General features: G+C 52.8%; 19 protein-coding genes. 16 read left to right on the top strand and 3 right to left on the bottom strand.

From position 1 onward, the window contains the following. Positions 1 to 4: 4 nt before the first annotated feature. From Q31b_RS13050 to Q31b_RS13020, 7 genes are read left to right on the top strand one after another with little or no spacing between them, the layout of a single operon-like run. Entirely contained in the window at positions 5 to 1,198 is a 1,194-nt protein-coding gene (locus Q31b_RS13050; protein ID WP_197171469.1) for a glycosyltransferase family 4 protein, read from the top strand. A gap of 7 nt (positions 1,199 to 1,205) precedes the next feature. Then, entirely contained in the window at positions 1,206 to 2,441 is a 1,236-nt protein-coding gene (locus Q31b_RS13045) for a glycosyltransferase family 4 protein (RefSeq protein ID WP_146600138.1), read from the top strand. After that, entirely contained in the window at positions 2,402 to 3,793 is a 1,392-nt protein-coding gene (locus Q31b_RS13040; RefSeq protein WP_197171466.1) for an O-antigen ligase family protein, read from the top strand. The genes Q31b_RS13045 and Q31b_RS13040 overlap by 40 nt, the downstream gene beginning before the upstream one ends. Further along, a complete protein-coding gene (locus Q31b_RS13035; RefSeq protein ID WP_146600136.1) occupies positions 3,709 to 4,995 on the top strand; it encodes a glycosyltransferase in 1,287 nt (428 codons plus the stop codon). Before Q31b_RS13040 ends, Q31b_RS13035 begins: the two co-directional genes overlap by 85 nt. Then, positions 4,992 to 6,233: a glycosyltransferase family 4 protein gene (locus Q31b_RS13030; protein WP_146600135.1), complete on the top strand. Its 1,242-nt coding sequence runs from the start codon at positions 4,992 to 4,994 to the stop codon at positions 6,231 to 6,233. The genes Q31b_RS13035 and Q31b_RS13030 overlap by 4 nt, the downstream gene beginning before the upstream one ends. Then, positions 6,230 to 6,913: a sugar transferase gene (locus Q31b_RS13025; protein WP_146600134.1), complete on the top strand. Its 684-nt coding sequence runs from the start codon at positions 6,230 to 6,232 to the stop codon at positions 6,911 to 6,913. The genes Q31b_RS13030 and Q31b_RS13025 overlap by 4 nt, the downstream gene beginning before the upstream one ends. 45 nt (positions 6,914 to 6,958) lie before the next feature. Continuing rightward, positions 6,959 to 8,155 (top strand): DegT/DnrJ/EryC1/StrS family aminotransferase, encoded by a 1,197-nt coding sequence (locus tag Q31b_RS13020; protein WP_146600133.1) that lies wholly within the window; start codon positions 6,959 to 6,961, stop codon positions 8,153 to 8,155. Between the two features lie 76 nt (positions 8,156 to 8,231). On the opposite strand, the gene Q31b_RS13015 is transcribed toward Q31b_RS13020, so the two are convergent. Beyond that, complete coding sequence (locus Q31b_RS13015; RefSeq protein ID WP_146600132.1) at positions 8,232 to 8,666, bottom strand: hypothetical protein; 435 nt, start codon at positions 8,664 to 8,666, stop codon at positions 8,232 to 8,234. Positions 8,667 to 8,853: 187 nt separating this feature from the next. Here Q31b_RS13015 and Q31b_RS13010 point away from each other — a divergent pair, with 187 nt between their 5' ends. From Q31b_RS13010 to Q31b_RS13000, 3 genes are read left to right on the top strand one after another with little or no spacing between them, the layout of a single operon-like run. Further along, positions 8,854 to 9,111: a phosphopantetheine-binding protein gene (locus tag Q31b_RS13010; protein WP_146600131.1), complete on the top strand. Its 258-nt coding sequence runs from the start codon at positions 8,854 to 8,856 to the stop codon at positions 9,109 to 9,111. A 20-nt stretch (positions 9,112 to 9,131) separates the two neighbouring features. After that, a complete protein-coding gene (locus tag Q31b_RS13005; RefSeq protein WP_146600130.1) occupies positions 9,132 to 10,535 on the top strand; it encodes a class I adenylate-forming enzyme family protein in 1,404 nt (467 codons plus the stop codon). Further along, positions 10,532 to 11,275, top strand: a complete 744-nt coding sequence (locus Q31b_RS13000) for an SDR family NAD(P)-dependent oxidoreductase (protein ID WP_146600129.1) — start codon at positions 10,532 to 10,534, stop codon at positions 11,273 to 11,275. Before Q31b_RS13005 ends, Q31b_RS13000 begins: the two co-directional genes overlap by 4 nt. An 8-nt stretch (positions 11,276 to 11,283) precedes the next feature. On the opposite strand, the gene Q31b_RS12995 is transcribed toward Q31b_RS13000, so the two are convergent. Continuing rightward, positions 11,284 to 11,991 carry a hypothetical protein gene (locus tag Q31b_RS12995; protein ID WP_146600128.1) on the bottom strand — a complete coding sequence of 236 codons (708 nt, stop codon included), beginning with the start codon at positions 11,989 to 11,991 and terminating at the stop codon, positions 11,284 to 11,286. Between the two features lie 217 nt (positions 11,992 to 12,208). On the opposite strand from Q31b_RS12995, the gene Q31b_RS12990 reads away from it, so the two are divergent. From Q31b_RS12990 to Q31b_RS12970, 5 genes are all read left to right on the top strand, one after another. Next, positions 12,209 to 12,598 (top strand): hypothetical protein, encoded by a 390-nt coding sequence (locus Q31b_RS12990; RefSeq protein WP_146600127.1) that lies wholly within the window; start codon positions 12,209 to 12,211, stop codon positions 12,596 to 12,598. A 260-nt stretch (positions 12,599 to 12,858) separates the two neighbouring features. Then, positions 12,859 to 17,157, top strand: a complete 4,299-nt coding sequence (locus Q31b_RS12985) for a tetratricopeptide repeat protein (RefSeq protein WP_146600126.1) — start codon at positions 12,859 to 12,861, stop codon at positions 17,155 to 17,157. Beyond that, on the top strand, positions 17,158 to 17,412 hold the full coding sequence (locus Q31b_RS12980; protein WP_146600125.1) for a hypothetical protein: 255 nt from the start codon (positions 17,158 to 17,160) through the stop codon (positions 17,410 to 17,412). A 70-nt stretch (positions 17,413 to 17,482) separates the two neighbouring features. Beyond that, positions 17,483 to 18,769 carry a polysaccharide biosynthesis/export family protein gene (locus Q31b_RS12975; protein ID WP_146600124.1) on the top strand — a complete coding sequence of 429 codons (1,287 nt, stop codon included), beginning with the start codon at positions 17,483 to 17,485 and terminating at the stop codon, positions 18,767 to 18,769. 56 nt (positions 18,770 to 18,825) lie between these two features. Further along, positions 18,826 to 19,230 carry a hypothetical protein gene (locus Q31b_RS12970; protein ID WP_146600123.1) on the top strand — a complete coding sequence of 135 codons (405 nt, stop codon included), beginning with the start codon at positions 18,826 to 18,828 and terminating at the stop codon, positions 19,228 to 19,230. A gap of 117 nt (positions 19,231 to 19,347) precedes the next feature. On the opposite strand, the gene Q31b_RS12965 is transcribed toward Q31b_RS12970, so the two are convergent. Next, positions 19,348 to 19,686, bottom strand: coding sequence for an antibiotic biosynthesis monooxygenase family protein (locus Q31b_RS12965; RefSeq protein ID WP_146600122.1), 339 nt, complete (start codon positions 19,684 to 19,686; stop codon positions 19,348 to 19,350). 505 nt (positions 19,687 to 20,191) lie between these two features. On the opposite strand from Q31b_RS12965, the gene Q31b_RS12960 reads away from it, so the two are divergent. Next, positions 20,192 to 26,731, top strand: coding sequence for a choice-of-anchor D domain-containing protein (locus Q31b_RS12960; RefSeq protein ID WP_146600121.1), 6,540 nt, complete (start codon positions 20,192 to 20,194; stop codon positions 26,729 to 26,731). Positions 26,732 to 26,750: the final 19 nt, after the last annotated feature.

Here is a 26,750-nt window from a genome sequence, read left to right as displayed (position 1 = left end):
CAAAATGAAAATCGCTGTCATTGCAAACGACTTCAAGCCTCGCCAAGGGGGAATTGCGGAACTGAGTTGGCAGCTCAGTCGCGGTCTCTCGCATCACGGACACTCCATTCACGTCCTAACGGAAAGGACGCGTGGTAGTGTCGAACAAGACCGGCTTTTGGACAAGGTCGATCGGGTGATCGATCCACTGCCATCGCTGCGAACCCCAATCGCGCAGTCCGTTGCGATTGCGAATTGCAACCGCAAGAATCGTATTGCTCTGACCAAGGCTTTGACCGAGATGAGTCCCGATGCGATCTTTTGCACAAACTTCAAACCCTACTTTCATCCCGTCTTCCAAGCTTTGAAAATCCCGTATTTCCTGTACGTTCATGGGGATGACGTTGCCGGCATGTTCGCGAGACGAAACGGTCGTTCCGCAGATGTCTTTCGCGAGTGCGCGACAGCAAGCCAACTGGTATTTTTCAATAGCAAGTACAGTCGCGATTTTGTCAAGGACAAGGTGCCAGCGATTGCCGATCGCGTCGCAGTAACCGGTTGCGGGGTCTCGACAGAATCGCTTGAGCATCTACGGACCAAGACAGCGACACGGAAGATTCTCGGCTGGTCCAAAGAACCGGTGATCCTTTCGGTCTGTCGTCAGCACCGTCGCAAAGGGATGGATCTGGTTATCCGAGCGTTACCTGAAATCAGTCGATCGCACCCGGGATGTCGGTATGTGGTCGCGGGGGATGGCCCTCACAAACAAGACTTTATCGATCTCGCTGCAGAGCTCGGGCAATCAGCGAACATTGACTTCCTTGGCGAGGTTGATGAACAAACGAAAACAAACTTGTACCAAGCAGCCGACTTGTTTGTGATGCCGTCACGACCTGGGGAACTCGGCGAAGTCGAGGGTTTTGGAATTAGCTTTTTGGAGGCGAATGCGAATGGATTGGCCGTTGTCGGATCCGACGTCGGTGGAATTCCCGATGCGGTCCAGCATGGCGTCAACGGTGAATTGGTTCCCCCCAACGATGTCTCCGCCGTGGCCGATGCAATCGTCCGATTGTTGTTATCTCCCCGGAAGTGCAATGAAATGGCTGTGGCGGGACGGCAACGAATCATCGAACGATACAACTGGACTTGGATCAGTGGTTTCGTGGACGAGCAAATTCGACAATCGTTACACCCAAGCGATTTAGGGGCGATCGTCTGAGGAGACAATGTCAATCAACATTCAAGAACAACCGATGGAGAAGCACAATAATAGGGATCGCCCGTTAATAGGCGTGTTCGATCTATTTACCGGAAAGGGTGGAATTCAGAGCGTCATGTCGACGCTGTTGCCACGCCTGACGGATCACTACCGGATCGTGGCGATCAATCCGTATCACAATCAGGCCTACGCCGATCGATTCCGCAACACCTCCATCAAGGTCGAGCCCCTGGTGAACCGTCCTCCCATTACTCCGTTTATCGGCGGGGCAAACCAAATCGATCGAGTCTTTCGCATCGCACGGCGAACCCCTTGGATGCTTCGTACCTTATCCGCCCTTCACCAGTGGAATCGCATTCATCGACCTGACGTTATCTATTTTAATTTCCTCCCCGTTGCGAATCTATTCTCGCGTGCCTTGCCCCGCTCGGGACCACGACTTGTTTTTCATTCGCATGGCCACAAATCTGAACGCGAGATTTCATCCTCTGCCGTACGTCGATTGAACGCTCGGTTCGATGCGGTGATAGCGGTATCGGAGATCACGCGGCAGTTCCTCGTCCGTGCCGATGTCGATCCCAATCGTATCGAAGTCGTGTACAACTCGGTCGATGCCGACGCGATACGAAAAGCAGCGATGCAATCGAATGGTCATCCTTTGCCGAACCGTCAGCAAGGCGAACGGGTGATCGTCCAAGTTGGAGCGTTGACGCCAAAGAAGGCCCCCGATTTGACTATCGACGCCTTTGCAAAAATTGCGACAAGACACCGTTGTCAACTTTGGTTTTGTGGTGACGTGTTGGCGGGAGGCGACCGGGCGTTCGGCGAGTCGTTAAAACGACGAGTGAAGGAACTTGGTTTGACCGACCGAATCCACTTTCTTGGCTGGCGAAACGACGCTTCCTACGTCCAACATACGGCCGATATCGCCATTCTGCCGTCGCGCAGCGACTGCGAAAGTTTTGGCTTGGTATTGGCCGAAGCCATGAGTTTACAGAAACCGTGTATCGGATCGGATCGTGGCGGCATCCCCGAGGTGATTTCACATCAAGAAACCGGGATTGTTTGCCCGCTCAATGTGGGTGCCTTTGCGTCTGCGATGGATTGCTTGTTGGCCGGACCTCGGTTGCGGACCCAAATGGGTAAGGCTGGTTTGAAGCGAGTTCGTGAACACTTTGCGACGGCTCAACAACAGCAAAAAATTTGCAACCTATTGCAGCGAGTGATCGATCGAAAGCCATGATTGTCGCTGGATTCGGATTGATCGCATGTCTGGGGATGGCATGCATCGCGGCTTGGAAACCAAGGCTATTGGTCTACCTGTTGTGGCCGGTAATCATGGTTTATCCGCATCGCCTGACTTACGGCATGCTGCCGCTGAACGCTGGGTTTGACGATCTGTTGATCCTCTGCACCGCCGTCGCTTGGTTTATTTTTGGCAAACCGAATCGAATTGGTTTCGCTGGGACTCTCCTGCTTGTGTTTTTAGTGATTTACGGTTGTGGCGAGTTGACGGGACTGTTATCGAGCGGTGGTGAGATGCTTGATTCGACGGTTCGCAATATGTTGAAGATGACCGTGAAAGTCGTCTTTGGATTGACGGTGGTATCGGCAATCAGTCAACCTGAACATGCCAAATGGATGTTTTTCTTCTATGCTGCCGCCTTAACGACAGCGGCGGTATTGGCGATGGCCGATTGGGCGAAATTACCATTTGCAGATTGGTTCTACGTCGTGAAATCCGAAGAACAACAACTGTTGCGTTACCGCGCGACCGGCCCGTTTTTGGGTCCAGGGTCCGCCGGAACCAACTTGGCCTTGGCGACCATCATGGTGGGTTACCTTGTCGTGCATCGGTTCAAAATCAGTACTCGCGTGGTGGCATTTTCGGCGTGTGTCGTATTGTTCGGAACGATGATCGCTGCAGGCAGCCGTAGCGCATTTGTCGGTCTTGTGGTCGTTGCGATGGGCATCTTGATCTTCTCTCGCCATCGTATCGCGGTGGCAGCTTGCATGTCATTGGCGGTGGCTACGTTCGCGACGTTGCCAAGTTATCGCAGTGCGGTCGAAGACATGGTCAGCCGTACCGAGGCACAAGCGAGTGCCGAGGAAGGTGCGCTGCACGGGACAGGTCGTTTGGACAACATTGGCAACTCGATTCGCTGGTCGGGTGGTATTGCAACATTATTTTTCGGTGTCGGGGAAACTCAATTCGCTGCCCGAGGTGCCTACGCCCACAACGGTTTCATTTCATTTTTACTCTGTTTCGGCCTCTGCGGATTCACGTGGCTTGTGATCTGGTGCTTTCGACTTTGGAAAGACAGTCGGCTGTTGTTACGGATCGATACTTCTTCTTTTGCTACCGCGATTGCTACGGCTACTCCTTGGTGGCTCGTCTGCTCGATCGTTAGCAACATGACTTTCGATTGTACGCTCAACGTGTTTTGGCAATATCAACTCATCTGGCTTGGGGCAATCGTGCAACAACTCGCCAAAATCGCGGAGGCGACGTGGCAAGATCAGCCCTCAACAAGCTTTCCAATACAAACGTACTCCAACTCGCAGCAAGTCTCGTGCGCGTTCTCGTCGCTTTAGAATCCCATTTTGTGTCGTGTGGTAGCGAGGTTTATTCGGAAAACCTCGGCTACGGTTCTTTTTGGAACCGCTATCTGAAAGGCTTCGATGAAGTCATTGTCTTAGCGAGGTGTCAGGAGCGGGACGAGCCGCCGGAATCGTTCATTCTGTCAACAGGACCAGGGATCCGGTTCATGCGTTTGCCTGACTTTCACGGTGCAGGTGGTCGGATCAAGCATGGTAAAAGGCTTCATCAGGTAACAGCGGATGCGGTTCAATTGACCGATGCGTACTTGTTGCGGGTGCCGGGAATGGTCGGAACCTTGGTTGGCAACCAGTTACGAAGAAAGAGACGCCGGTTCGGGGTTGAAGTCGTTGGTGATCCCTGGGACAGCCTTGCGCCGGGGTGCGTTCAATCCCGTTTTCGTCCGATCATCAGGCGAAAGGCAAGGTACGACTTGAAGCGACTTTGTGGGGATGCCACCACCGCAGCATACGTGACGGCGGAAACGTTGCAACGCCGCTATCCACCATCGTCAAACGCATTCGTGACACACTATTCGTCGGTGGAGTTGCCCAATTCCGCCGTGGTCGACGACATGTCAGCACGCAAAAAGAAACTTGCCTCGATCGCTTCGCGGTGCAAAGCTGGCAGCGAAAAGCCTGTCATCCTCGGATTCATAGGAACATTCTCGGCTCTCTACAAAGCACCGCACATTCATATTCAAGCTTTGCAGCGGTTGCGACAACGTGGTGTCAATGCTGTGCTGGCTATGGTCGGTGAAGGTCAGCATCAAGCTGAACTCGAGGCGGTGGCTAAGCGACTTGGCGTGGCTGGCGAAGTTGAGTTTTTGGGCAGACTTCCGGCGGGTGAAGCAATTTTTGATTTTCTCGATCACATTGATATTTTCTTGAATGCGTCTATTCAGGAAGGTTTACCGCGAGCGATGATAGAGGCGATGGCTCGTGGTTGCCCGGTCGTAGCGAGCAACGTTGGCGGTATTCCCGAGTTGATTTCAGCTCGCTTTCTTGTACCCCCGGGCGACGCGAACGCTCTCGCCGATTGCATTGAGTCTGCATTAACCCAATCACATGAACTCGACGCCGTTGCGCAAAGAAACGTTTTACTGGCGAGTGATTTCCGTCAAAGCGTTCTCGAATCTCGAAGGACAACCCACTACCTGGAACTTAGACGCCGTACGTTAAGGAGTTGGAACAAATGAAACCTCAGCTTTCCAGGAAGATCTGTATTGTCGTATCGGTTCCGGCAACCGCCAAAGTCTTGATGCTTGATCAGCTACGCTGGTTGGTAGGCCAGGGTCATGACGTCACGATTGTCTCTTCACCTGGACAGGACCTGGAAGAGATTCGTAAACGGATCCCGGTCCACATCTTCGAAGTTGGGATGCATCGCGGCATTAGTCCGCAACGGGATCTCGTGTCCATTTCGCGTTTGCTCGCTTACTTCATTCGCAATCGCTTCGATGTAATTCATTGCCATACCCCCAAGGGCGCCCTGGTGGGTATCATTGCGGCAACGCTCTCGTTACATCGCAATCGAATCTACACGCTTCATGGCCTTCGCTACGAAACATGCACTGGACGCAAGCGTCGTTGTCTAGAATGGATTGAGAAATTGGTCTGCAATCTAAGCACAAAGGTGATTTGTGTCAGCTCCGGCGTCCTAAAAATCGCCATCGATGATCGACTTTGCTCCGAAGCAAAGTTATGCATCATCGGTAATGGAAGCTTCAATGGAATTGACGTAAAGAAATACCGATTGGCAAACGAGCAAACCGATTCGCAAGCCGTTCGTCGGGAACTCGGTATTCCGATTGCGGCCACGGTGGTCGGGTTTGTCGGTAGATTCACCAAAGACAAAGGTATCACCGATCTGCTTTCCGCTTTAGAAATAGCTCGCAGCCAAGTTGCCGAACTGCACTGTGTTTTGCTGGGGGATTGGGATCAGAGCGATCCGGTCGATCCCGTGACTCGTTCGCGGATCGATGCCGAGCCCTGGATTCATACTCAGGGAAATGTCGACCGTCCGGAACAATGGTATCCGGTCTTCGATTTCTTGGCGTTGCCGAGCTACCGCGAAGGTTTTCCGACGGTCGTCCTGGAGGCTGCCGCGGCGGGGATTCCTACAATCGGTTATCGAGCAACTGGAACAAGCGATGCAATCGAAGACCAATCGACTGGCATTCTTGTCACGGTTGCAGATTGGGGAGCAATGGCGGATGCGATGGTATTACTTTCACACAACCGGAAGTTGCGAAACAAGCTTGGACAAAACGCGCAGCAGAGGATGGAACGGGACTTTCGTCCAGAGACGATCTGGGACGAATTGCAGGGGATCTATTCTGAGTCTTCGAAGCAATCGCGATGGAAGCAGCGAAACCAGTCCCTATCCGCTTCCGCCTACATTGGACGAAACCTTGATTCCGAGCGAACGGTATGATGAAGCGAACGATTGACTTAATCGGAAGCTCGATACTGATCGTGCTGTTGGCACCCGTACTGCTAACCATCGGCGTTGCCGTCATTGTCTTCCTTGGTAGACCCGTCTTGTTTCGGCAAGTTCGTCCGGGGCTGCGAGGCAAGCCGTTTACCTTGCTGAAGTTTCGGACCATGAAAGATGCCGTTGATCGTAACGGAGTCCCGCTACCGGACGAAGAACGGATGACCGGTCTGGGAAGATTCCTTCGCTCGACCAGTTTGGATGAACTTCCCGAACTGTTCAACGTGCTTCAGGGCGAGATGAGCTTCGTGGGGCCCCGTCCACTACTGATGGATTACCTGAAGTACTATACGGCCGAAGAGCAGCGGCGTCATGATGTTCGTCCTGGAATCACCGGTTGGGCCCAAGTCAACGGACGAAACCGCATTGATTGGGACCGGCGGTTTCGTTTGGACGTGTGGTATGTGGACAATCAATCGTATTGGCTTGACCTCAAGATTCTAGCGATGACGTTCTGGAAGGTATTCTTGCGAGAAGACATTGCGGCGGAGGGACATGTGACCATGCCGGCATTTGATGGCAGACCGGCTGCAAAAATGGAATCACCATCCGAGACGAAAAAACCGTCCACTCAAACCGATCTGCACGCCGTCGCTAATACGCCGCATCTGAATAAATAGCGTCCCCATTCTCAAACGTTTTTAACACTATCCAGAGGCCCTCTGATGTCTGAACGTGTCTACCTCTCGGCGCCTCACATGAGTGAACGCGAGCGAGAACTGCTGATCGACGCCTTTGATTCCAATTGGGTTGCCCCGATCGGACCCCATGTCGATGCTTTTGAAACCGAGTTTGCAAGTGTTGTCGGCGCGAAGCATGCTGTTGCAACGAGTAGCGGAACAGCCGCTCTTCATGTTGCACTGAGGATTCTTGGAGTTCAGCACGGTGACGACGTATTGGTTTCGACCTTCACGTTCGTGGCTTCGGCAAACTCGATTTGTTACCAGCTTGCAAACCCGGTCTTCATCGATAGTGAACGAGAAACCTGGAACATGGATCCACAACTCCTGGAAAAGGAACTGAAACGATCACATCGAGTAGGCAAGCTGCCGAAGGCGATAATGGTAGTCGATATGAATGGGCAATGTGCCAACTACCAATCGATATTACAGTTGGCACGAATGTATGATGTTCCAGTGATCGAAGATGCGGCTGAAGCCCTCGGTGCGACCTATCAGTGTCGACCCGCAGGTTCCTTTGGCGACATTTCCTGTTTCTCATTCAATGGGAATAAGATTATTACCACAAGCGGCGGTGGAATGTTGACATGCAATTCCGAAGCTTGGGCTCAGCGTGCAAAATACTTGATCACTCAAGCTCGCCAACCGGCCCCGCATTACGAGCACACCGAAGTTGGCTATAATTATCGCATGAGCAACTTGTTGGCGGCTGTAGGGCGAGGGCAATTGTCCGTTCTACCCAATCGAGTCGGTCGACGGAGGGCAATCTTTAAACGATACCAGGATGAACTTGCCGATCTTCCTGGAATTTCGTTCATGCCCGAGCCCGAAAACTGCGAATCCACTCGTTGGTTAACCTCGATTCTGGTCAACCCAGACATTTTCGGCGCCGATCGCGAGGCGATACGTTTAAAGCTCGAATCGCTCAACATCGAGTCGCGACCGCTGTGGAAGCCAATGCACTTGCAGCCGGCTTTTGCAAAGTATCGCTCTGTTACGAATGGAGTCTCTGAAATATTGTTTCGGGACGGCCTTTCATTGCCAAGCGGTTCGGCGATGAGCGAGAAGGATCAAGCATCCGTGATCGCTTGCATTCGTTCTCTCCGTGCTAGCACGATCTCCCGAGTGCACAAACCAAAGGTTCCAGCGTCGCCGCGTGAAGCTGATTTGGCGATCGGCTGATTGGCAGCTTAATCGTCGCCCCGGGGCGGCAAGAACCGTGAAACACCGACTTCTGAAACAACAGAGTCTTGCCGGCCTATCGATGCTGTCGAACCAACACCTGGGCTAACGGCACTGTTTCTTGGCTGCCCCCTTGCTGTGCCCGCGTAAGGAGGCGGACCCAATTTGCGATCAGCAATCCGATCGAGATGCCTAGTAGGTTTTGGCCCATGTCGATCCATTCAAACGACCGCTCTTTCAGGACGAGGTGTGGCAGTTCCATTACAATCGCATAGAAAAATAGTCCACCGAATAAGCGGAGACGCTGGCGTGGCGGTACTGCAATCGAGCAGAGGGTGCCTAGGATTGTCATCGACAAAAAATGTACAACGACGGCCAAGTAGAGAAGCCACGACGCATTCGCGGAAATGCTTGAGGCAAGCGATTTTGTCGATGGCAAGAGGAGCAGCGAGGTCAAGCCCACGAAATAGAGGCATGCGAACAATCTTAAGAACCATCTCGCGATCTTCATGTTTGAAAGTCAAAATTTTCTGCGGTTGCAACGAATCATTTTCTGTTCACTGGCTCTTATATCAGATCCAAAAGGATCTCAAACAGACTAAATCGTAATCTGTGCGGAACCATAACAAGATGTTTACATTGAGACGCTACATTTTCGCCATGTTTGCTTCTCAATCACAAAAATAAAAGGATTAGCAATGAAGCCCCGTGACATCATCCTTCGCACCATTCATCAGGTTGCGAAGGACAGTAATAAAGAACTGGAACCGAATTTGGACGACAATAGCGTGCTATTGCAGATCGGACTTGACTCGCTTGATTTCGCAATCGTCATTGCAAAGTTGGAGCAGGTTTTCGACTTGGATCCGTTTGCGTTAATGGAGGAAGCCGTTTACCCACGAACGTTAGGCGACCTGGTTCGCGTTTATGAACAAGAGCGAATGAAAGCCTGTTAGGCATTACCCACGTCACAGCAATGTCCCTACAAGAAAATCTGAAACGCCTCGAGCCGACTCGGGTGCTTTGGCGACAACCGATCGCCGGTTCGACATCGTCGGGCGACCTGACCGAATGGCTCCGATCGTCGCATAATTTTTTTCGCGAATTCGATAACCATCGAGTCGCGTTGATTGCGGATCATGACGTAGATCTAGCGAAGTTAATGGTCGCTTTGGATGGACGGTGTGAGCAAATTTTAATTCTGCCGTCGACATCCGATAGCAGCCTGATTGCTTCAATGGTTGCGAAAGCCAGATCCGACGTTGTCATTGCCGCTGGAAATCCATTGCCGTTGCAAACGATTGGTGTCCGCGTCGTTTCTGCGGATGAGGCGATACAAACATCAATCGCAAATGGATCACAATACGATTTGCCGCTCCGACCGTCCCGGTGGTTGCTACCAACATCGGGAACAACCGGTACTCCCAAATTGATTCCCCACTCATTTCGCTCACTGACTCGGTCGACGAAAATGGACGTCCGCGTCGGAGCAAAGTATGCATGGGGATCGCTATACAATTTACGCAGCTTTGCCGGGCTACAAGTCTTTCTGCAAAGTTGGATGGCCGGATCAAGCTACTTGTTTTGTGACCACCACGAAACTTGGCAGCAACGGATCGTGCAGATTGGACAACTTGGATGCAACGCCCTGTCAGCGACGCCAACGATGTGGCGTATGTTGCTCATGTCAACCGACATTCGCAAATTGCCACTTCAGCAAATCACGCTTGGAGGTGAAATCGCAGATCAATCGATTCTTGATTCGTTACGGGATCTATTTCCAAAGGCAAAGATGGTTCATGTCTATGCGTCCACCGAGACAGGCGTTGGATTTGTCGTTCGTGATGGGCGAGCAGGTTTTCCAGCTAGCTTCATTGATCCGTCGCCCGGTAGAGTGCCAATCCAAGTTGACGACGACGGTCATTTGTTGGTTGGTACTGGCCAGGAGGCGGATCGCTGGATCGATTCGGGAGACTTGGTCGAACGGGTCGGCGATCGATATCTGTTCCGAGGTCGTGCCAACGGGGTGATCAACGTGGGGGGACGCAAGGTTCATCCCAGCCACGTTGAAAACATACTTCAATGCTATCCAGGCGTGGAAATAGCACGCGCGTACGCTCACAAGAATCCCTTCACGGGCTCGCTCGTTGCAGCAGAGGTTGTCGTTCAAGATGGGATTCAAGTTGATCTTCAAGCAAAACTGATAGCCCATTGCCGTGAAAGATTGGAACCCTATCAAGTTCCTGTGAAAATCGATGTTGTTCATTCAATACCGTTGTCGAGCTCAGGCAAACTGCGGCGAGATGCCAGGCAATCAAAATTTCCGGGACCGCTGAGGATCGCTAACAAACAAGTCACTTCACAGAGGCCCGTATCATGAATATACCCAACGAACAACGACGTGTATTGGTCAGTGGCGGGACGCGCGGGCTAGGGTTGGCGATTACTCGTCAATTGGCGAGCGATGGCTATCAGGTGATCGCAACGGGGCGACGTCTAAGTCAACCGCTCGCTGAACTGATGGAAAGATCGGTTCCCGGCCAAGTCCATTTTGTAGAGATCGACCTTGCGAACAGAATTCAAATTCGCGAAACCGTCCGCAGCCTCACTCGCGATGGCAAACATCTTTATGGACTGGTTAACAATGCGGCACTCGGACACGCTGGCGTTTTGGGAACCATGCATGAATCGGAAATATCGGGGTTGATCAATGTCAACTTGTTGGGAACGATTTTATTGACCAAACACGCAAGTCGTTCGATGCTACTGAATCGCTGCGGACGGATCATCAACATTGCCTCCATTATCGGTCATACGGGATTCAGTGGACTCTCCGTCTATGCGGCGACGAAATCAGGACTACTGGGGTTCACCAAATCACTGGCCCGCGAACTTGGTAAAGCTGGCATAACGGTCAATAGTGTATCACCTGGATACATGCAAACGGACATGACATCGACGATCGATGACGATAACTTGGCGACCATCAAACGTCGTAGTCCGTTGGGGCGTTTGGCATCGGTCGAAGAGGTAGCCGCCTCAGTGGCATTCTTACTAGGCGATTCGGCCAACTCGATCACCGGCACCGATTTAGTGGTCGACGCCGGAAGCACCGCATAGCAAGTCCCTTAGCCGGCGTCCGCATCAAATTCACCAAGACGAAAGAACGGACGTTTGACAGGTTGCGGATTGCGGCTGCTCATCAGGTAGCCGCTGTCTAAATGACGATCGACATAGGTCAGTGCGTCGATTTGCGCATCGTCTCCAATGGTCGTTCCTTGCAATACAAACGCATTGGCTCCGACCAAAACACGTCTCCCCATTCGGCAATTTCCGCCGATCTTGGCACCAGGGTTCAGGACCGTGTGTTGATCCACGCTTGTCTCATGACCAACCACGGCTTGGTAGTTGATGATCACATGATCTTCGATTCCGACGTCGAACGAGACGACGCATTGGGCCGCCAAGTAGATACCATTGCCGAGTCGTGCGGAAGGCGAAACCGAAGCCGTTGGGTGAATCACGTTTGCGGGTGAGAGTCCCACTTGGAGCGCAGCGTGAAGACACTTGTAGCGGATCTTTGGGTTGCTCATCGAGAGGATAAAGACAGCGGGGGGAGTCCCCTTCCCATGCCCCTTCCCATGTTCGGGTGTGTGAAGAGGCACATGCTCGGGCATTTTATCAATCGAGATTCTTTGAATCCCATCAGGTTGCTCGTCAGGAGGAACGACTAGAAAAACATTCGCGAACTCTTCATGAAGAAACGACCTAGCCGTTTCCGCGATTTCAATCGCAGTACTTTTGCCTCCATAAATATAGAGAGACCTACCCATCATCTTCGCTCCTCGGCTGATGCGATTTGTTTACAAGAGAGCATCATTGCCCTGGTGTTGTTGAAAAACATAGCTTTCGCATTTTGCAGCAGCAATGGTCATCGTTGCCATTGTTAAAAATAAATACTCATTTCCATTCCAACTTTCGTCGATGTTCTATAATGAGTGTCTGTTTCTCACTTTAGCAATCCGCGTAAACGCTTCGATAGGCTCGTTATTGATGAACACAATCAAACCGGTTCTTGTCATCCGTTTTGTTGCATTCCTGGGCGTTATCACGATCGTTTCGTTGTGCGATTGTCATTCCGCATCCGCTCAGGGAATCGTGGTTGGCGGTCGTGGCCAGTTTGCTCCGTCGCCGACATTGAGCCCCTATTTAGACCTGCTACGGTTCAACGGCGGCGTTCTGCCGAATTATCAGCAGTTCGTTCGGCCACAAATTCGTTTGAGAGAAACGTTGGTTCAGCAATCCACGACGATTCAACAGCAGCAGCGAACGATTCGTTCGATGCAAAGTCGTGTCGCTACGCCCAACCGCCAAAACGCGACGACGGGTGTTCACGCTGGATTCCTGCAATACTCGACATTCTATCCATCATTGCAGCGTTGAGTTTTTGCGGTACACGTACGGCTGTCGATTTGGCTAGCCGCTCAGACACCGACGAACCAAATGATTTCTTAAAGAAATCATACTCTTATCTTCAAGCGTCTTTGTTACGCTTTCTCTCGTCGCGGCTGCGAGTGTCAAAGCAGCGTCCCATCGCGGCTCGTTCCCTCGACTAGATTCTCCGCTTGAGGGTATCCATCCACCGGTTTGCCTGTGCGCCATTTCTGCAGAAATTGTACCGCAGCGATCGTCGAGTTACAAAAATGAAACGCGTTATCAATTCCAAATTGCTGCTGATCCTTACAGCGTTGGCCATAGGAACGGTTGCAGCAATCGCTGGCCTTCATCACTTGCAATCGGGCCGCAGTGGTGCGTTGTTCTTGCAGGAGGCACGTAAATCCGTCGAGAATGACCAAGTTGAACGTGCTCTGCGTAGCTACCGATCGCATCTTCGTTTGCAACCCGATTCCACGGAAGGACGCCGCGAGTTAGCTTCTTTGCTATTGGCAATTGGCGACTTCAATGGGGCACTCGAAGAGCTCGAAACCCTATTAAGGGTGGACGAGTCGAACCAAGCGGCGCGTCGCGATGCGGCAAGTGCGGCGGTTTCATTGGGACGTTATACTGACGCTAACGAGCACCTTCGTCGACTAGCTAATCGTGAAGCGGATGGGGAACTTCTACTTTGGGAAGCTCGCTGCAAACAAGCCGCCAACCAGTATCGAGAAGCCGAGACCGCCTATCGTCAATCCATCGAAAGGGAACCAGACCGATTGGAAACCTACTTTCGGCTCGCTCTGCTTTTGACAGACGAACTCGATCAGCCCGACTCAGCCGATGCCGTCATGGATGAGTTGATTACAAACAACCCAACGTCTTCGGATGCGCATTTGCAGGTAGCACAATACTTACAGAGTGTTTCGGAAAAGTATCGCAAAGAAGGTCACTCATCGGTCGCGATCGAAAAATCCAACGATGCTTTGCGGATGGCATCCAAAGCAGTCTCGCTTGATCAAACCAGTCTGCCCGCGCTGTTGTTATTGGCGAGTTGTGAGTTCCAGCAGAAAGACACGGACCTTGCCCGAAAGCATGTTGAGACCGCTCAAAAGGTCGATCCGACTTCGCCACAAACGTATCTGATGCTCTCAGACATTGAAACGGCTGTGGATAGACGGCGAAAGGCAATCGATTGGCTTGAGCAAGGTATAGCAAGTGTTGCCTCCAATTCGGGCAAGCAAGCGTTGTTGGTTAGGCTTGCCAATCTACAGCTCGATGAGAAACAACTGGACAAAGTTCCCAGTTCCATTGAACAACTACGGTTTCTGAAGGCCGATCCTGCCACCATTGCTTACCTAGAAGGACGCATTGCCGTCATCAACGAGGCTTGGGATGACGCCATGCTGCGTCTCGAGTCGGCTCGGCTGGCGTTCGTCAATAGCCCAGACCGATTGAAAAAGATCGATTTCTTACTCGGTAAGTCTTTTCAGGCAACCCATCAATTTGAACAGGCGGTAACGGCGCAGCGTCGTGCCATCGGCATGGATCCTCAATGGGTCCAACCACGTTTAGCGTTAGTCGAATTGTATGACTTGCAAGGTCAACCGGACGATGCTTACAAGGAATTACAAGAATTGATGCGTCTACCATCGGCACCAGCCGAAGGGTGGACATTATTGGCTCGTCGCTGTGTTGAGCAGAACTACCGTTTACCAAACAAGGAACGAGACTGGGTGACAGCGGTTCAATTTGTCGAGCGGGCTGAGACAGCGAACCCGACGAGTGTTGAGATCGCTCTTCTACGTGCCGAGATCTATCGCGCACAGGGGCAGATCGAGAAAGCCGAGAGCTTCCTCAGTGAAACAGTATCGAGCATGTCCAATCGAGAAAGCGATGATAGCGGGAATTTCGATACAGCGATGCGAACACTTTCAATTGCAGCTTGCAAGATCGCTATCGAAAAACAGGATTGGCAGCAGGCAGAAGAAATACTCCATCGGGCTGAACAGGATTGTCCAGACGATTTACTGATTATGACGTTTCGGGCTACTTTGCTGGCGTCTCGATACCGTGACCAAGCGACGAAGCCACTTACCGAACTGCTCGCCGATGCCTCCGTCTTGTCAGCCCAGCAGCAGCAAGAATTAAAACTGCACGTAACGAGGCTAGCACTCAATATCAATTTGATGCCGCTAAGCAAACAGTTGTTTCACGAACTAGTCGAGTCGGGGTTGAAGAATGAGGATGTCTGGACCGTAGGGCTGCAAATTGCCAACGCCACGAATGACTCACAATTGCTGTCCGAGACACTTGGGCAACTGAAATCGGCTCAAGGTGAAACGGGCCTCTGGCATCTGGCGGAATCCAAGCAGCAGATTGATCTTCAAACGAAGTCGAATCAGCCAAACTATGACAAGGCACTTCAACATTTAGCGGATGCAGAAAAGCAGATGCCGAGGTCGCCGGCACCGTTGTTGATGAAAGCGGATATCGCGCTTCGCCAAGACGACCCCAAAGCTGCGATCGAATCGCTCACGAAAGCAATCGAACGAGGGGATCGATCGGCGACGACACTTCGCAACTCCATCGTCCTGTTACATCGGACGGGTGACTACGATCGTGCCGATGAATTGATTCATTTGATCGACGATGCAAATCTTTCGCGAATGGACGGGCTCGGTCGAACCGCGTCGATGGTTTCCGCCAACCGAAACGATTACGTCCGGGCGTTAATGATAGCCCGTCAGACCGCAAACGTTTCATCCGATTATCGTGACATTCTGTGGCTTGGTCAATTGGCGGCTCGTTGCAGCAACCGTGAGGAGTTCGGGTTGCAGCGTTCCGCACTGCGAGGTGAAGCGGAAGCTGCGTTTCGGCAGGCGGTCGAGTTGTCTCCCGCTGAGCCCCAGCCCTGTCTAAGTCTCGTTGCGTTACTTGTCGAAGAGGAACGTAAAGAGGATGCTGTGCGACTTGTTGACGAGCTTCAACAATCGCCGCTATCGAAATCGAATCCGCTGGCGATGGCTCGAATGCACGAGCTGATCGGGAACTCGGATCGAGCAAAGAATGTTCTGGAGAACGCAGTGGCTGAACCGCCCAACGATGAAACCATGCTACGGGCGGCAGCTGAATTCTTCCTGAGACAAAATCAGCACGATGACGCTGAAGCAATGCTGCAAAGGCTGATGGAACTCAGCTCGGTCAGCAACGACACCTTGCAATGGTCTCGCCGACAGTTGGCACTGATGAAATCGGGTAGCGGCGGGGAAAAGAGTACGGACGATGCGATCAAATTGGTGAATTTGAATTTGGCCGCCAATCCTGAAAGCGTACCCGACTTGCGAACCCGAGCCATGATTTTAAGCTCGCAACTTAAATCGTCAGGTCGATCGCAGGCGATTTCGAGTTGGCGTTCGCTTGTAGCAAAGCGCGAAGGGGTTTTCCCAGAGGATCATTTTCAGCTTGCACGATTGCTAGTCGACACAGGCAATTGGCTCGAGGCATCCAAAGAGATTCGCAGTGCCATTGCGCTGAGTACCGACCCGTTAAACCGTGCTCGCTACATCGGTCAATACATCGCTTGGCAAGCCGAACGCAACGAATTGCCCGATGCGAAATTGTGGCTAGATCGGTTGGAGGAGATGGAAGGTGCTGAGCAGATCGCGGCCCGCCTACGTGTCGAGTGGCTTGCGAGAAATGGCGATCATGAAATGGCGGTTCGCTTGATGAGAGACCAATCCGAAAGCGTCGACGCCAAGAACGTGGTCCCATTGACCCGTTGGATGGAATCGGTCGCGTCATTGGTATCCGACAATGAAAACGAAGCGTATTTGTCCGTCGTCGAACAAACGCTTCGCGAAGCATCGCAGCAGGACCGAGAACGTCGCTTTGATCTGGCTCGAGTTCTGATGGAACGCGGTGAGGATCCCGATTCAATCATCGACTTGTTAGAAGAAACGACGATACAAGAGGACGAGTTAAACCTAGCGGTTCCAATCCTTGATCAACTCGTTCGCTCGAGCCAGCTTGAGAAAAGGCAATTGGAAAGGGTAGAGAAAAAGGTAGGCGACTGGATCGCTTCGTACGGCAATTCCTCGCAACTCGAAATGGTAAAAGCGTCCACCCGAACAGCGCAGGGCGACCACCAGAAGGCCCGTGATACCTATCGGGCTATTTTGAGCCGAGAGCCAAACAATTTGGTAGCCCTTAACAACTTGGCCGTCTCGCTCAGCGAAGACGATGCGAGTTTGCTGGAAGCCGTCGAATTTTCAAACCGAAGTTTGGCCATTGCAGGGCGAAACCCGGCCGTCCTTGATACTCGCGCCGTGATTGAATTGTCACGAGGCAACGCCACGAAAGCCCTTGAACTAATGAAGGAGGCCACTCGCGTTTTAGGGACAAACGATCCTGTCTACCTATTGCACCGAGCCATTGCTTATCTACGAGTCGGCGAAAAGGCCAAGGCAATCGAAGACTACCAACTTGCACTGTCGAATCATTTGCAGGTGCAAAACCTGGGGCGTCGAGATCAGCAATGGCAGATAGAACTCGAAGCGGCGTTGTGAATGGAAGCTAGACGGCTGCGGGTGGCACCCTTTTTTTTGCTGCTTTGTTTAAAAGCCGACCAAATCAAAGCCGGTAGCGATCTTGAAGATGAAGGTTTCATGAAGATCGGCCACACATTCTTAACAAAAACCCATGTTTCGCTCGGCTTAGGAAGACTTTGCGGCCTCGACAAGATGGATTCTATATGCGGGATCGAATATTCCGATTCTTCCAGTAGGTCCGATTTTGCCTGCCTCAAGGTTGCTCAAGAATAACGGACGGTTTCATGATCCGACTGTGACTGCAAGTCCTGAGACTCGCGGCGCCTGGGGGAGACAGAAGTTAATGATCCAACGGATTCAATTGTTTACCATCGCCATGCTCGTAACCTGCCTAGGTGGTTGCGGCGCACTTCGTTCGAAGTCGCGTCTTGGTGTCAAAGAAACGGTCCCAACCATTCGCCCCGATTCGGCACCTCGCGAACTGTGCAAGGCGACCTTGCCAATGTATCAGATCGAGCCACCGGACATTTTGGATATCGAGGTCGTTCGTCTCGTACCGCGATCGGATTATCGATTGAACACGACGGATGTATTGCGGATTCGGGTTCGACGCGATAGCATCGATCGCTTGGCCCCGGGTGATATGCTGGCGCTGCGAGTGCCTGGCGCTCCGGCTGTCGCCTCACTCGACGGCAACTTCATTATCCAATCGGATGGATCGATTAGCCTTGGAAATCCCTACGGCTCGGTTCGACTATCGGGGCTTCGCCTTGACGAGGCTCAGAAAGCCATTGAAAGCCAACTTGAGAAGCAACTGGTTGCATCGAATGCGATCGTGGCGATTGCGGAAGCAGGCGTCCCAGTCGACGGTGAGTTTGCTCTTGAAATTGACGGCACGGTCGACTTCGGCCCGCCCTATGGTAGCGTCAACCTCGACGGTCTCACGCTTGAGGATGCAAAGAAGATTCTGATGGAGTGTTTCCAAAAGCATTTCGACGAACCAAACATTACAATCAACTTGCTCCAAGCCAGTTCGTTACAACAAGTGGTCGGCGAGCACCTTGTTGGACCGGACGGACACATTTCGCTTGGGATCTACGGCACCGTTCCGGTCGTCGGATTGACGTTGGAAGAAGCTAGTTTTGCAATCGAACAAAAGTTGTCGATGGTTCTCGATGAGCCGCGTGTAGCGACCAGTGTCCTGGCCTACAACAGCAAGCTGTTTTATGTGATCACACAAGGTCCTGGCATCGGTGATGCTGTATTCCGTTTTCCGGTTACCGGTGGGGAAACGGTCCTCGATGCATTGTCTTTGATCCAAGGTATTCCGCCGGGCTCTAGCCATCGCATGTGGATTGCTCGGCCATCTCCAAAATCGAACGAATATCAGGTGCTTCCGATTGATTGGAACGAATTAACCTCATTGGCAGCGACGACCACGAATTACCAAATGATGCCAGGCGATCGGCTGTACATTCAACAAGACTCACTGGTCGCGTTCGATAACAATCTGGCCAAGTTGATAGCCCCACTTGAACGCATTCTCGGATTCAGCATTTTGGGTGCAGAAACGGCCACACGTCTATCGGGCAACGTACTAGAAGGTGGCGGCAATCCGCGACGTTTCTAAAACGCTCGTCGATTTGCTTCAGGGAACATTACCATTTGCGTGTCATCGGAGCCAAGATGAAATCATTTGAGTTGCCAGGCTATCGCTTGGTGGGACGTTCGGTTCGCAAGTTGCTGGTGGTGGGAACGATTCTTTTGCTACCCGCACTGTTGTTGGGGTGCCGCTCGATTCACGCCCCCTCGACGCTGTGGCGCAAGAGCACAGTCGCTCCGGACAAGCACGATGCTTGTCAGCCACGGTCCTTTCTCGGGTACCATGCGACTCAATGGCAACCCGCCGAGTCCTTTGGGGCGGTTTGCCGAGCACCGACCACTTTCAATGAATACGGCGTTGACTCGTCGGGTTTCGTCATTTCCAGCGATTGGGATCCCGTGCCGCCCGCCAACGATTCGGCCGATGAAACGACGCCATCCGATCACGACACCTCTTTGAGAGATTGGCTTGGCAGTATGGAACGCTAACGCTTTCGCACGACTCCATCGAAACCTAAGCCCGGATGATTACGAAACAAGTGAGGACGATTGTCTTGAGTCCGGTGAATCATCGGGATGAGCCAAATTTCTCAAGAATGAGCGCATTCACCCCGCGTGATCTGGTTCGTGGCGTTTCTCGACCGGTAATCCCGATAAGTTCACGGCTTCATAATAGCTTGTTTCAGGCATGAGCTCATAGAACCGGTGCAGAGTCGACTTGACCGAGTTCAACCGCCCCGACTCTCTAAACATGATGGTTGAGTTCTCTTTGCGCTGCCAATGGACGACCAACAGATACTGGTTTTGTTCGTCGTGATTTTTCAGCAGGGAATGCCTGAGATAGCCATCCGCTTTGGAAAGCACGTCCGCAGCATCCAAAAACGCTTCCTCAAAGCGAGCTTCCGCATTCGGGTGAACGTGCAAATGGGTGAGTTCAATAATCATTGGTTTGGCATATAGACTCGGCAGTCAAATCTCTTTGTCGCAATAAGTTGAGCATCGCGCGTCGGTTGCGTTAGTACCGTTATAGACGCAGCCCACAGTAATTCAATGCCTAACCAACAACTTCTTCGCAGATGCCGATACTGCGACTAGGTGTATGGCCCCATTTAAGCGGCTGTGTTCACCCATCTGCGTTGATCGCCTGTCACTTCCAGGTGTTCGATTCTCATCGCTCCCATCTGGACGTTCCAATCTGGCGACACCTTTTTGAAGTTTTAGTTAAGACATCGTTGCTTTTGGCGAAGGAATTGTTGCTGTCTTTCGCGGTGTTTTGGGACAAAGAATAAGAAAGTGTTAAGTTCATGAATATCTCTAGAACTTGGCTGGACATCGTCGCAGAATCCGTATGATTGCGACCAACTAACACGTGATCGAAAAAGTCAACGATCCGAATTCGTCGCCCGTTCAAATTCGAACAATCACTCTCCATTTTCCTTTCGGAGCCAGCATGAAACTACTAGATTCAATCTTCACGTCTCAGAAGAAAAAGAACAAGAAACGCCGTCGCAGCATTGCGGTGCGGAACAATCGCAAGGTGATGTTGGAGAACTTGGAAGGCCGACGACTGATGGCCGTACTGGGGTCGGTCGACTTCGAAACTCAGGGTGATGGGTATAGTACCAACCAGGCCGAATTCTCAGACGGCGGCGGCGACTTCTTTACGCAAATCCCTACAAATTCCATTGGGAGTTACTACAACGTCACCGGGCAAACAGGCACTGGGTATTTCACTGCCATGGACATCGATGCGGACGGTAGCCTTCCTGCAACGTTGAACATGGACCAGGTCAACATTTCAGGCCAGACTAACTTGAGTTTTTCGGTTGATTTGGCCGAGGATGCCGACGGAGCAAATCAAGACTGGGACAATTCCGATTTCGTTCACTTCGATTACTCCATTGACGGCGGCAACTATGAGCCCTTGATCTGGTTCGAGAACGATGGTTCAACATACAACTCTGAAGCTTTGCTTGACACAGATTTCGACGGCACGGGAGATTCAACCGCGCTGACAGACACCTTTGCAAACTTCACCGCTCCCATTCCCGGGCTGGGTAATACCCTTGACATTCGAGTCACCTTTCAGCTCGACTCCGGTGACGAAGATATTGCGATGGACCAGATGGTCGTATCTGGGGACGCGACAGGCGGTGGAGCGATTCTTGGTATAGCAGCGACGGATACCGTTAAGCCCGAAGGCGACTCGGGCACTGCCCCGGCCACGCAGTTTACGTTTGATATCACTCGCAGCGGCGATACCTCGGGGGCATCGGACGTCACTTGGACCGTGAACAACATCGACACCGACGCGGCGGACTTCACGGGGGCTTTGACAGGCACTGAGTCGTTCTTGGCTGGGGAGGCCACGAAGACCGTCACGGTGAATGTGGTTGGTGATACGCTGGCCGAATCAAACGAAGACTTCACCGTCGATCTAACGGGTCCTGTGAATGCGATCATTGGAACGGCATCGGCATCGGGTACGATTCAAGATGACGATACACCCGTGATTCCCGCGGTGATTAACGAATTTGTCTTCAGTCACACCAGCACGGACACCGACGAGTACATCGAAATCCTGAGCACTCCATCGGCGGATATGTCAGCTTATACGGTGCTCGTACTCGACGGCTCAGGAACGGAGGGCGTTATCAAGCACGCCCTCTCGCTCGGAACTGCCGACTCGAACGGCTTGCAGTACGCCGGTGGTGGGATTCAGGCACAGGACACGTTTACCAACGGTGCCGATCAATCGATCTTGTTGGTCCAAGGGTTCACCGGCAATGTCGGTGACGACCTTGACACCGACGACGACGGTACATTGGATACCACCCCCTGGTCTGCTCTGCTGGACGATGTCGCATTGAGTAACGGCGATGCCGGCAACTCAGCGTATTCGACGACGGTGCTTTCGGCTGCAACGCTGAGCGATGGAAGCACGTTCCATCCCGGTGGTGCGTCGCGAATTCCAAACGGCATCGATACCAATTCGTCAGCGGATTGGCTGAGAAATGACTTTGCAGGCGATGGGCTTGATAGCTTTGGGGACACGTTTACAACCGTTGCAGGCAATGCGATCAACACCCCCTTGGCACCCAACGCGGCCGTTGCTGGCACGCCGGGAATGGCGATTACCCAAACGGACGGATCCACCGACGTGACGGAATCGGGTTCATCGGATTCCTTTTTGATCGGCTTCAATACCAATCCAACTTCACCCGTTACGGTCACGGTAACGCCTGACAGCCAGATCGACCTTGGTAATGGTGCGGGTGTTGCCGTCATCTTAAACTTCACCGACAAGGCCCCGCAAACGGTCACGGTCAACGCGGTCGACGACGTAGCGGTTGAAGCGGCGATTCACACCGGTTTGATCACGATCTCAACGGCCAGCAGCGATGGCGACTACAACAATTTGTCCGGATCGGTGACAGCCAATATTGCGGACAATGACACTGCCGCACCTGCGACATTCTTGAACGAGTTTGTCTTGAATCATCGAGGAGGGGACTCGTACGACTTTGTCGAAGTCCGTTCGACTCCTTCGGCCAACCTTAGTTCGCTGACGATCGTCGCGGTCGACGGATCTACCGGCGAGATTGTCGACACGGGGGCTTTGACAACTGCTAATGCCAGCGGCTTTGCGACGTCCGTCTTCGTTGACACTTTGTATGATGGCATGAGCATCATCTTGGCAGAAGGTTTTAGCGGCTCCGTTGCGGCGGACTTGGATTTCGATGATGACGGCGTCTTCGATTTTGATCAGGTTCCGGTTCCCGCGGGAGCCACCTACACGGTCGCTCCTTGGGCCAGCGTCCGCGATTCGGTGTCGACAGCGGAAAACGTTAGCGACACTTTCGGTCTGGTTCAGTTGTCTTCCACGACACTTAACGATGGAGACACATTCGGTGTCAGTGGTGCTTCGCGTATTCCCGATGCCATCACTGCAACGACCTCGGCATCGGAGTGGATTCGAAACGACTTCGAAGGCTTCGGACTTCCTGGCTACCCGTTCCAAGGTTCGCTACCAGCCAACCCAGGCACGGCGATCAACACACCGGACGCAGCCAACACGGTCACTTGCGGAATTTTGGTAACGGCCACCGGAGCTGGCACGTCAGTAGCCGAAGGAGGTGCTAGTGATTCGATCTTGATTTCGCTCGCTGGTGCAACACCAACCGGAGTTGTCACCGTCACGGTCACACCGGATGCGCAGCTTGATCTCGGCAACGGTGCTGGTGTTGCCACCAACGTCGTCTTCAACGCCTCGGCGACTCCGATTTCGGTCAACATCGACGCCGTGGATGATGCGGCTAACGAAGGGCCTCACACCGGACTGATTTCCTTCGAAGTTACCGCGTCAACCGATGCCAATTACCCAATCGGAACAACGGCTGGTGATTTGAGCGTCGCGATCACTGACAACGAAGTTGGCGGCGGAACGCCAAGCATCGTGATTAGCGAAATCATGTACAACCCAAACACCATTGAAAACGTTGGTGAAGGCGAATGGATCGAAATCGTCAATACGGGGACGACCTCCGTCAACATTGGCGGGTGGGTGTTTGATGACGAAGACTCCTATAACTGGGGCGAGATCCCTCTTGGCACGACGCTAAGTGCTGGGCAAGTCGCCGTCGTTCACAGTGACGCATTTACAAGCTCTGTCTTCCGAAGCGAATGGGGTGTTCCCGCATCCGCTCAGGTCATCGCCGTGCCGTGGGGTAGTCTTGCGAACGGCCCTGCGATTGGCAATGAAGTCTTGCAACTTCTAGATGGTGTCGGCGGCAACGAGATTGACGTAGTCGACTTTGCCGACAGTGGCGATTGGCCATCCGATCCAGGTGGTCCAAGTATTTACTTGACCGACCTTTCTGCTGACAACAATGTCGGCACAAGTTGGGCGCAGTCGGATGTGCAGGCGTCGCCAGCTCAAGACCCCGTTTCGATCAACCCGACTGGTCCGAATTACGACGTCACCGACGAAGGTTCACCTGGGTTCGTTCCGCCGATTGTTGCCGGTGCGGCTTCGGTTAGCATCGCTGCAGGTGCCGATGGTAACGAAACGGGTCCTGTCAACGGTCGGTTCACCGTGACTCAGTCGGGCGTCAGTGCAACCGACACGATCATCAGCTATACCGTTAGTGGTGACGCGGCAGCCCCCGGTGACTTCACCGCTTTGTCGGGCAGTGTGACGATTCCGATGAACAGCACTTCAGCAGACATTGATGTGTTCGTGATCGACGATGCGATCTTTGAAGGTACGGAAGACTTGATCGTCACACTTGATAGCGTCACGTCGGGTACGGCGACGATTAGCGGTGCGTCGGCCACGATCAGCATTTTCGATAACGAGGTCGCAGTCGGCTACAACGTCGGCGACATCGTGGTCAACGAAATCATGAAAGACCCAAATGCAGTTGGTGATGCCGATGGTGAATACTTCGAGGTCTATAACACCACCGCTTCGACGATCGACATCAATGGCTGGACCCTTTCCGATGACGGAAGCGATTCCGTCGTGATTGCGAACGGCGGATCGTTAAACGTTCCCGCGGGCGGATATTTGGTGCTCGGTCGAAACGCTGACTTCGCGACCAATGGCGGAGTCAATGTCGACTACCAATACGACGGATTGAGCTTCGAGCTTGCCAATGGTGACGATGAAGTGATCCTGACGGATGCGGCCGGAAACGAAATCGATCGCGTGGTGTACACCGACGCGGACTTCCCCGATGTCACCGGAGCTTCGCTCGAGCTGTTGCCATCGGTACTCGCTACGGTAGATCCCGAAGTCGGTAACGACGATTTTCTGAATTGGCAAGCTTCTTCGGCAACCATTGGTGCGGGGCCTGATTTCGGTACCCCTGGAGCGGTTAACAGTGCTCCTTCGCCTGAAATCAATCTCACCGGTGCAACAATAAACATTGCTGACGGCGATGCGACTCCATCGACCGCCGACGGTACCGACTTTGGTGCCATCGTAATTGGCTCGCCGATCACTAAGACCTTCACGATTGAAAACGAAGGTAGTGCATCTTTGGACGTGACCGCGATCAGCATCACGGGCGTCGACGCCGCCGACTTCGCAATCACCGGTAGCCTCGGCTTACCGGTCACAATCGCCTCCGGGGGTTCGGTTAGCTTCGATGTCTCCTTCAATCCAACTACGGCGGGAACGAAGGCGGCGACGATTAAAATTGCCAACACCGACTCGAACGAGAATCCCTACGATTTCGCGATTACCGGCATTGCGACAGCTGCACTCGTCCCAGAGATCACTGTCGAGAGTAACTTCATCGAGATCGTTGATGGCGATACGACCCCAGACGTGGCTGATAGTACTCAGTTCGGTGTCTCCGACGTCGCCGTCGGTACCGAGACCGAGCGATACTTTATTTCCAACGATGGAACCGCCGACTTGACGGTCTCGGCTATCAGTATCACCGGAGTTAACGCAGGCGACTTCGCCGTCGATCCCGCCTTTAGCGGACCGGTCGTAATCGCACCAGGCGACAACTTCTCGTTCGAAGTTGACTTTGATCCGAGTGCCACTGGCGTTCGCAACGCGATGGTGAACATCACCAGCGACGATGCTGACGAGGGTGCTTATGACTTCGCAATCAGTGGCACGGGTGTCAACGCCACGACCGCGGACATCGTGATCAACGAAGTCGACTCCGATACCGTCGGTACGGATGCTGATGAGTTTATCGAGTTATATGGTCCTGCGGGCACGTCGCTCGATGGTTTGGTCTTGGTGCTCTACAACGGCAGCAACGATGGTGCCTACGACGCGATCGACCTCGATGGTCAAGTGATCCCTGCGGATGGCTACTTCGTGATCGGCAGTGCTTCGGTGCCGAATGTTGATATGGTCGAGTTTACCACCAACGGCGTCCAGAATGGTCCCGACGCAGTCGCCCTGTATACCGGTGATGCCACCGCGTTCAACACCGTCTTCGCAACCGCGACACCGGCATCGACCACGAATCTGCGTGATGCCGTCGTCTATGGTACCAACGACGCCGACGACGCCGCATTGCTTACCGCCCTTGGTGAAACCGTCCAGTACGATGAGTCGGCAAACGGTACCAGTGACGCGGATTCGGTCTCACGAGTCCCCAACGGCCTGATCGCCAGCGGCTTCGCCATTCAAGCACCGACCCCCGGTGCCACGAATGACGCAACGGTTTCCGCGTCCATCGCAGGTCGCCACATTTTCTACGACAAGTCGTTCTTCGACGGCAACGGAGCCAACAACGATGGCCCAAATGACGATGCTGCGATCGACACCGGAAAATCGGCTCTCCTACAGGGGCAAACCGCAACGCGTGACAACTATACCGCATATAACCGCGGCATTAACGGCATCATGGTGGATATCGACAATCCGGCTGGCACCTTGACCGTGAACGACTTTGAGTTCCGAGTCGGAAATAGCAACACCCCATCAACGTGGGCCCTAGCAACGGCGCCGACCAGTGTGACTCACATTGTGGGTGGCGGTGAGGGTGGTTCCGATCGGGTTGTCATTAAGTGGGCCGACAACGCGATTGAAAAAGAATGGCTTCAAGTCACGGTGCTCAACAATGCCAACACTGGACTCGCTGCGGCGGACATCCACTATTGGGGTAACGCGGTCGGTGATTCTTTGAATGACACCGGCAGTGCATTCGTCAATGCGTTGGACGCGGATACGATTCGCGCCAATCCAAGGAATTTCTTAAACGCAGCTCTGGTCGATGATGCTTATGACATCAATAAGGACCGTTTCGTGAATTCCTTGGACTCCGATATCGCTCGCGCAAATTCGACGAACTTCATCAGCGCCTTAAAAATGATTAGTGCTCCTTCGGCAATGGCAAATGGGTCCTTCTTGGGCCTCGTCGATCTCATTGCCAATCAAGCTCAGGATACAGACGAGCCAGAAGCGGCTGCAGACGCATTGTTCGCACAGTATTCGTCGTCGGACCTTTTGTTTTAAATCTTCTCGGAAGTCTTAG

The sequence above is a fragment of the Novipirellula aureliae genome, assembly GCF_007860185.1.
GTDB classification, from domain to species: Bacteria; Planctomycetota; Planctomycetia; order Pirellulales; family Pirellulaceae; genus Novipirellula_A; species Novipirellula_A aureliae.
The sequence above is the reverse complement of the archived record's forward strand: the minus strand, read 5'-3'. Positions and strand labels throughout refer to the sequence as shown.

What these genes read in the sequence shown, in the direction of transcription:
- Q31b_RS12960 (WP_146600121.1), top strand. Translation starts at nt 20,192, where the DNA reads ATGAAACTACTAGATTCAATCTTCACGTCTCAGAAGAAAAAGAACAAG.
- Q31b_RS12980 (WP_146600125.1), top strand. Translation starts at nt 17,158, where the DNA reads ATGGAAGCTAGACGGCTGCGGGTGGCACCCTTTTTTTTGCTGCTTTGT.
- Q31b_RS13005 (WP_146600130.1), top strand. Translation starts at nt 9,132, where the DNA reads ATGTCCCTACAAGAAAATCTGAAACGCCTCGAGCCGACTCGGGTGCTT.
- Q31b_RS13010 (WP_146600131.1), top strand. Translation starts at nt 8,854, where the DNA reads ATGAAGCCCCGTGACATCATCCTTCGCACCATTCATCAGGTTGCGAAG.
- Q31b_RS13025 (WP_146600134.1), top strand. Translation starts at nt 6,230, where the DNA reads ATGATGAAGCGAACGATTGACTTAATCGGAAGCTCGATACTGATCGTG.
- Q31b_RS12990 (WP_146600127.1), top strand. Translation starts at nt 12,209, where the DNA reads ATGAACACAATCAAACCGGTTCTTGTCATCCGTTTTGTTGCATTCCTG.
- Q31b_RS12985 (WP_146600126.1), top strand. Translation starts at nt 12,859, where the DNA reads ATGAAACGCGTTATCAATTCCAAATTGCTGCTGATCCTTACAGCGTTG.
- Q31b_RS12965 (WP_146600122.1), bottom strand. Translation starts at nt 19,686, where the DNA reads ATGATTATTGAACTCACCCATTTGCACGTTCACCCGAATGCGGAAGCT.
- Q31b_RS12970 (WP_146600123.1), top strand. Translation starts at nt 18,826, where the DNA reads ATGAAATCATTTGAGTTGCCAGGCTATCGCTTGGTGGGACGTTCGGTT.
- Q31b_RS13050 (WP_197171469.1), top strand. Translation starts at nt 5, where the DNA reads ATGAAAATCGCTGTCATTGCAAACGACTTCAAGCCTCGCCAAGGGGGA.
- Q31b_RS12975 (WP_146600124.1), top strand. Translation starts at nt 17,483, where the DNA reads ATGATCCAACGGATTCAATTGTTTACCATCGCCATGCTCGTAACCTGC.
- Q31b_RS13020 (WP_146600133.1), top strand. Translation starts at nt 6,959, where the DNA reads ATGTCTGAACGTGTCTACCTCTCGGCGCCTCACATGAGTGAACGCGAG.
- Q31b_RS13000 (WP_146600129.1), top strand. Translation starts at nt 10,532, where the DNA reads ATGAATATACCCAACGAACAACGACGTGTATTGGTCAGTGGCGGGACG.
- Q31b_RS13045 (WP_146600138.1), top strand. Translation starts at nt 1,206, where the DNA reads ATGTCAATCAACATTCAAGAACAACCGATGGAGAAGCACAATAATAGG.
- Q31b_RS12995 (WP_146600128.1), bottom strand. Translation starts at nt 11,991, where the DNA reads ATGATGGGTAGGTCTCTCTATATTTATGGAGGCAAAAGTACTGCGATT.
- Q31b_RS13015 (WP_146600132.1), bottom strand. Translation starts at nt 8,666, where the DNA reads ATGAAGATCGCGAGATGGTTCTTAAGATTGTTCGCATGCCTCTATTTC.
- Q31b_RS13030 (WP_146600135.1), top strand. Translation starts at nt 4,992, where the DNA reads ATGAAACCTCAGCTTTCCAGGAAGATCTGTATTGTCGTATCGGTTCCG.